The organism is Acidithiobacillus sp. TH-A67 (genome assembly GCF_057473545.1).
In genome coordinates, this window is record NZ_JBYCKU010000015.1 from 1 (window position 1) to 5103 (window position 5103).

Sequence of the window (5103 nt, forward strand, 5' to 3'; positions counted from 1 at the left end):
AGTCCCAATGATCGGCCAAGTACAGGCGCGAGCGATCGGCGGCCTTGGGCTCGGCGCCCAGGGCAATTGCCGCCTCGCCGCCCTCAAAGAGTACCCGATTGCCGGCAAAGGCCTCGGCCAGGGTATCGAGAAAGAGCGACTTGCCGAAGCGGCGCGGGCGAGAAAGGAAAAATGCCTTGCCACCCTCGGCCAGTTTCGCAATCAAGGGGGTTTTGTCGACGTAGTAGCAGCCTTCGTCCCGGACCTGACGAAAGGTCTGGATGCCGATGGGCAACTGGTGGCGGGTGCTCATGTGCGGAAGACTCCGGAACCTGATGAGAATACTCCTGATTCTGCAAGAAGTTTTGCGCAGAGGGAAGGGAGGGATGAGGCCGCAGTACTTTCTATGCTCGATGCTTGGCTCTTGTTACCATTGGCACCGCTACTTCTGACACTGAGACATACATGAGCCGGGAGGCGATCTTCATTCACTCGCTGTGGCGCTCGGGGAGCACTTGGCTTTTCGAACACGTCCTTTGCGCCGATCGTCTTGCCGCGGCAAGATGGAAAGAATGAAACGTTTCTTGCCGGGCGTGTCCTGGATGGCTGTTGGTCTTCGTGGCCAACCCAAGACTTCCACAAGCCACCAAGCCTTTCTCGCTGCCCTGGAGCAAGGTGACAGGCCGAGCCGGGGTTTTTCTATACTCCTCTGGGGAGGCTGCATCGCCGAAGCGCTGGCCCGCGGAGCGCTCCCGGATTGGCAGGTGGAGCACGTTCTCTATCAGTCGGGTTTACATGAGCGTCCACAAATCCCCGCCGGGAAGTCCTATGATGCGCTGATCCTGGCGCTTTCGTTGCGCACGGTGATGGGGCAGGCGGCGCAACGCCTGTTGGGTTTTCATGACGCGGATCGGCTGGCCTTGCGTTCTTTGCCAGCAGAGGAGTCTTTGCCGATTGCCAAGGAAATATTGCGGGAGCTCCTGCAAAACGTGATAGAAGGCGTAGATGGTCGTTTTCCGGTTTTGCTGCCTTCCTTTGTCGAGCCGCCGCCGAGCGAAACCGGCCTCTTTCAGGCGCGCAGTCCCCAAAGTCTCTATCGCATGGCGCGTGACCTGAACGATCACTTGAGCGTGACTGCGACTGGCCAGAATGGGGTTTTTTATCTGGAAACCAACGACCTTCTGCGTCGCCACGGAGATCTGCGGATTTACGACGGCTATGATCTTTGCTTTGCTCATGCTGGCCTGCGTCACACGAAAAAAACTGCTTTTTACTCTGCATTATTTGCACGTATCGAGGCGATGCTGGAGGCATTGGCAGCGGATCGACAGCAGCCCATCAAGGCGATCATCACGGATCTGGACAATACCCTGTGGAAGGGCGTGCTGGCGGAGATGGACGAGCTCGTTCCCGGTGATCATACCGAGGGCTGGCCGATTGGCTACGCTGAGGCACTGCTAATCTGCAAGCAGCGGGGAATTCTGCTCGCCATCTGTTCCAAGAACGATGACGCGCAAACCCGCATCAATTTTGATAAGGTCTGGTACGGGCGGCTGCGGCTGGATGATTTTGCCAGTATTCGTATTAACTGGCGGCCCAAATCCGAGAATATCCGCGAGATTCTGGCGGAACTCAACATCCTGCCTGAGCATGCCCTGTTCATTGACGACAACCCACTGGAGATTGCCGAGGTGCAGCGCGCCTTTCCCCAGATGCGCACTCTGAGCGGCGATCCACACCGTTGGCGCATGGAGCTGATCTACGGCGTTCCCACGCAGGTTCCCCGGCTGAGCGAAGAGGCGGCGCAGCGTACCGAATTGTTGCAGGCTAAAGTCCAACGCGAGCAGATGGCGGCCACGGCATCCGATCGCGAGGGCTACCTACGGGATTTGCAACTCCGGGCGGAGATTCGCTCGATTCATGCCGATGACAAGGCTTTTGACCGGGCCGTGGAGCTCATCAACCGCACCAATCAATTCAATACCACGGGGCGGCGTTGGAGCGCTGCGGAGCTGCGGCGTTTTGATGGAGACGGTGGACGACTGTGGATCTTGCGCGCGGCAGATCGTTTTGCCGAACATGGCATTGTTGGCGTTGCGTTGATTCAGTCAGGGCGCTTGCGGCAGATGGTGCTTTCCTGCCGGGTCTTTGGCCTGGGGCTGGAAGATGCCTTTCTGGCGCAGATGGTGGCCAAAAACCCGCCACCGGAGCCGCTGCGGGCGGACTGGCAGGACACCGGTCGCAATGCTACGGCGCGTCAGTTTCTGGAGCGTCACTTTGCGCCGGAGGAGGGCGGGGAGGGATGGGTGCTGCACATGCTTCCTGAATGGCCGGAACATATTGGCGCTTTGGCATGAACGATATGCTTTGCTCATCCTTTCTCGGGCTGGCAAGATGTGTTTCTCGCTCTGATTTTGATGAATTGGCTAAGTAAAAGGTGTCCATTTGAAAGACTCTTCGCCGCTCTCCGTTTGGATGGAATTGCGTCCCGCTCTGGACGGCTTTTACGGCATTCCCCAGGAAACCCGTTTGCTGTTCAGCGCGTTGGCAGGCCTGGACAATTTGGATTTGGCTGGCTTCTTGCAGATGTCCAAGCGTCGCCTGCGCGGTGGTGTGTATGGTCGTTCTGCGGGCGATACGGGCGACCAGATCCAGCGCGCTTCGCAGGTGCTGGTGTCACTCAAGGGGCAAACCTCCTTCGACTGGAAAACGACGGTGGCCGAATGGCTGCAGGAGCAGGGCGCGGACCTGCGCCTGCGCTGGCGGACCTGGTTGAGTGGATATATTGCCGTGGGGCAGTTTGATGGCGGTCCCTTTGCGGATTATCTATGGCAGGAGTTATTTGGCCGGAGCCTGCCGGCCTCCGAGCGCGAGCGGGTACTACGGCACAGTCGCTATCGTGTCTGTGCCGAACCCTGGCGCTGGATGCATCTGGCCGGAATCGAGCGGGCACAGGTGCTGGGCCGCTCTCGCTATCCGCGTGTCGATACCCGCGGTGCAGATGTCCTGATTGCGCAGACGCCTTTCCCTGGGCGGGTACGCCGAGGGACGGAGTTGGTGGTGCACTATCACGATGCCATCCCGGTACTCATGCCCCATACCATCTCTGATCGCGCTTTCCATCAGGCCAGCCACTACCATGCGCTGGCGGCCAACGTGAGAGATGGGGCGTGGTTTGCCTGTGTGTCCGAAACCACTCGGCAGGATCTCTTGCGCCTCTTTCCCAGCGCCGAGGCGCGCTCTGCTACCTTATACAACATGATTCCGTCACATTATCGGCCAACCGAGCCGGAGCCTGAGCGAATCCCCGGTATCGTGCGCCGCTATAGTCATGTAGAGTTTGTGGGCAAAAAGCCGCTGAAAACCTGGGTCCTGCACCGTCGCTTTAGGTCGGAGGAGGCGCGGGCAGAATTTCTGCAGCGCACCCTGGGGCCCGGTGCACGGTTTCTGCTGATGGTGTCCACTATCGAACCGCGTAAGAATCATGGGCGCCTGCTGGCGGCCTGGGAGGCGCTCCATGCCGAAGATCCGGAGCTGCGCCTGATTCTAGTGGGGCATATCGGCTGGGACTACGAGCAGGCGCTGGACGCCATGCTTCCGTGGCTGGAGGAGGGAAGCCTTTTTCTTCTGCAAAATGTTCCGAGCGACAACCTGCGTCTGCTCTTTCGCCAGGCCCTGGTGACGGTCTGCCCGAGCGTGGGCGAGGGATTTGATTTTTCCGGCATCGAGGCCATGCGCTGCGGTGGCGTGACGGTGGCGTCCGACATCCCAGTGCATCGCGAGGTCTATGGCGCGGCCACGGAATACTTCGATCCCTATGACACCGCCAGCCTGGTGGCTACCTTGCGCCCTTTGCTTTATGGTGGCGAGGCAGAGGCGCGGCGGGAGGCCCTGCGTGCCCAAGGGGTCCGTCACAGTGAACGCTACCTGCCTGAACGCATACTACCCCAGTGGGAAGCGTTCCTGCAGCGAGTGGTTTCGCGCGGGCGGGCGTCGTAGTGCCATATGCCATTGGGGGACGGGAATCCCAGAAATAAGTGACTCAGGCAAGCGGCGCGGATAGCTCCGCCTGCCAGCTGACGATGCGCCGCTCTTGGCGCGAGAACTCCACGCCGACCTCGATGACCTGAGCGATGCCCGGCGCGCCGCGATACTTGGCGGCGTAGTCCCTGGCCTGGAGTTGCGCCATGGCGCTATTCCTTTCGGTGCTCGCCTTTTCAGGATCATCGGCCACCTTGAACTCGAAGACCCAGGCGGTGCCGCCATGTTTGACGGTCAGATCGCATTGACCCTCGTTCATGACATCCTCGGCGATGATTTCCACCCCCAGGCTGGCCAGATGGCTGTAGCAGACACTGGCGAAATAGCCCTCGTAGCGGGCAATGGGGTTGTTGCGGTACCAGTCATGCGGAATGGACGCAAAGAGGCGCTCGAAGTGCGCCTGCAGGGCGGCGATGTCGCCTTTAGCCAATATTTGATAGAGCGCGAGTGCCGCGTTTACGGTGGCACGTCCAGCATCGGGCATCCAGCTATTGAGTAATGCCCGGTTCAGGGCCGTGCGCACCTCATGGTTTGGCAAGCGCAGCCGATACAGCCCGCCCTGTGGGGTGTTGAGGCGCTCAGCAATGGTCAGATACCCGGTCTGCCAGAGCATCGCTTCGGGCGCAATCCAGTCGACATCAAAGGCGGACAGAAGGTCATCATCGGCGAGCATCCTCTCGAGCCGCGGGGTGAAGAAGCCCTTTTCCTGGAGCCAGTTGACCAGGAAGGTGGGTGTGCCGGTCTCGAACCAGTGGGCGCGAAATTCGCGTTTATCGAACAAGAGTAGCAGATCGAAAGGGTTATAGACCGACTCTGCGCCCCAAGCGTAGCCATTGTACCAGCGCTGCACCTCGGTGCGGTCCAGAGGCCGGCCGGCCTCGGCGGCAGCGGTAAACTCTGGTGCGAAGACGCTGTCCAGGTCCGCCTCGGTATAGCCGCAGAGGGTGCTGTAGCGGGCATCGATGGTGATGTCGTTGAGGTTATTCAGCCCGGAAAAGATGGAAACCTTGCTGAACTTGGACACCCCGGTGAGGAAGACGAAGCGCAGGTCGGCGTCGCGGCCCTTGAGGACGCTGTAGAGGT

At 59.9% G+C, this 5103-nt stretch carries 4 protein-coding genes; 2 read left to right on the forward strand and 2 right to left on the reverse strand.

Annotation, left to right across the window (positions count from 1 at the left end):
• Nucleotides 1–292 (reverse strand): AAA family ATPase (locus AC2VNM_RS02035; protein WP_486912771.1); only part of this gene is annotated, 292 nt, incomplete at its 3' end.
• A 259-nt stretch (nt 293–551) separates the two neighbouring features.
• Between AC2VNM_RS02035 and AC2VNM_RS02040 the strand changes: the two genes are divergently transcribed.
• A complete protein-coding gene (locus AC2VNM_RS02040) occupies nt 552–2336 on the forward strand; it encodes an HAD-IIIC family phosphatase (protein ID WP_483189463.1) in 1785 nt (594 codons plus the stop codon).
• Nucleotides 2337–2424: 88 nt separating this feature from the next.
• The gene (locus AC2VNM_RS02045; protein ID WP_486912772.1) at nt 2425–3978 is read left to right on the forward strand and encodes a glycosyltransferase family 4 protein; all 1554 of its coding nucleotides are present in this window, start codon (nt 2425–2427) and stop codon (nt 3976–3978) included.
• Between the two features lie 43 nt (nt 3979–4021).
• Here AC2VNM_RS02045 and AC2VNM_RS02050 read toward each other — a convergent pair.
• The coding region (locus AC2VNM_RS02050; RefSeq protein WP_486912773.1) for a PD-(D/E)XK nuclease domain-containing protein at nt 4022–5103 on the reverse strand (1082 nt) is incomplete at its 5' end.

Bases quoted from the DNA above. Each gene is read 5' to 3' on its own strand.
- AC2VNM_RS02040 (WP_483189463.1), top strand. From the start codon at position 552: ATGAAACGTTTCTTGCCGGGCGTGTCCTGGATGGCTGTTGGTCTTCGT.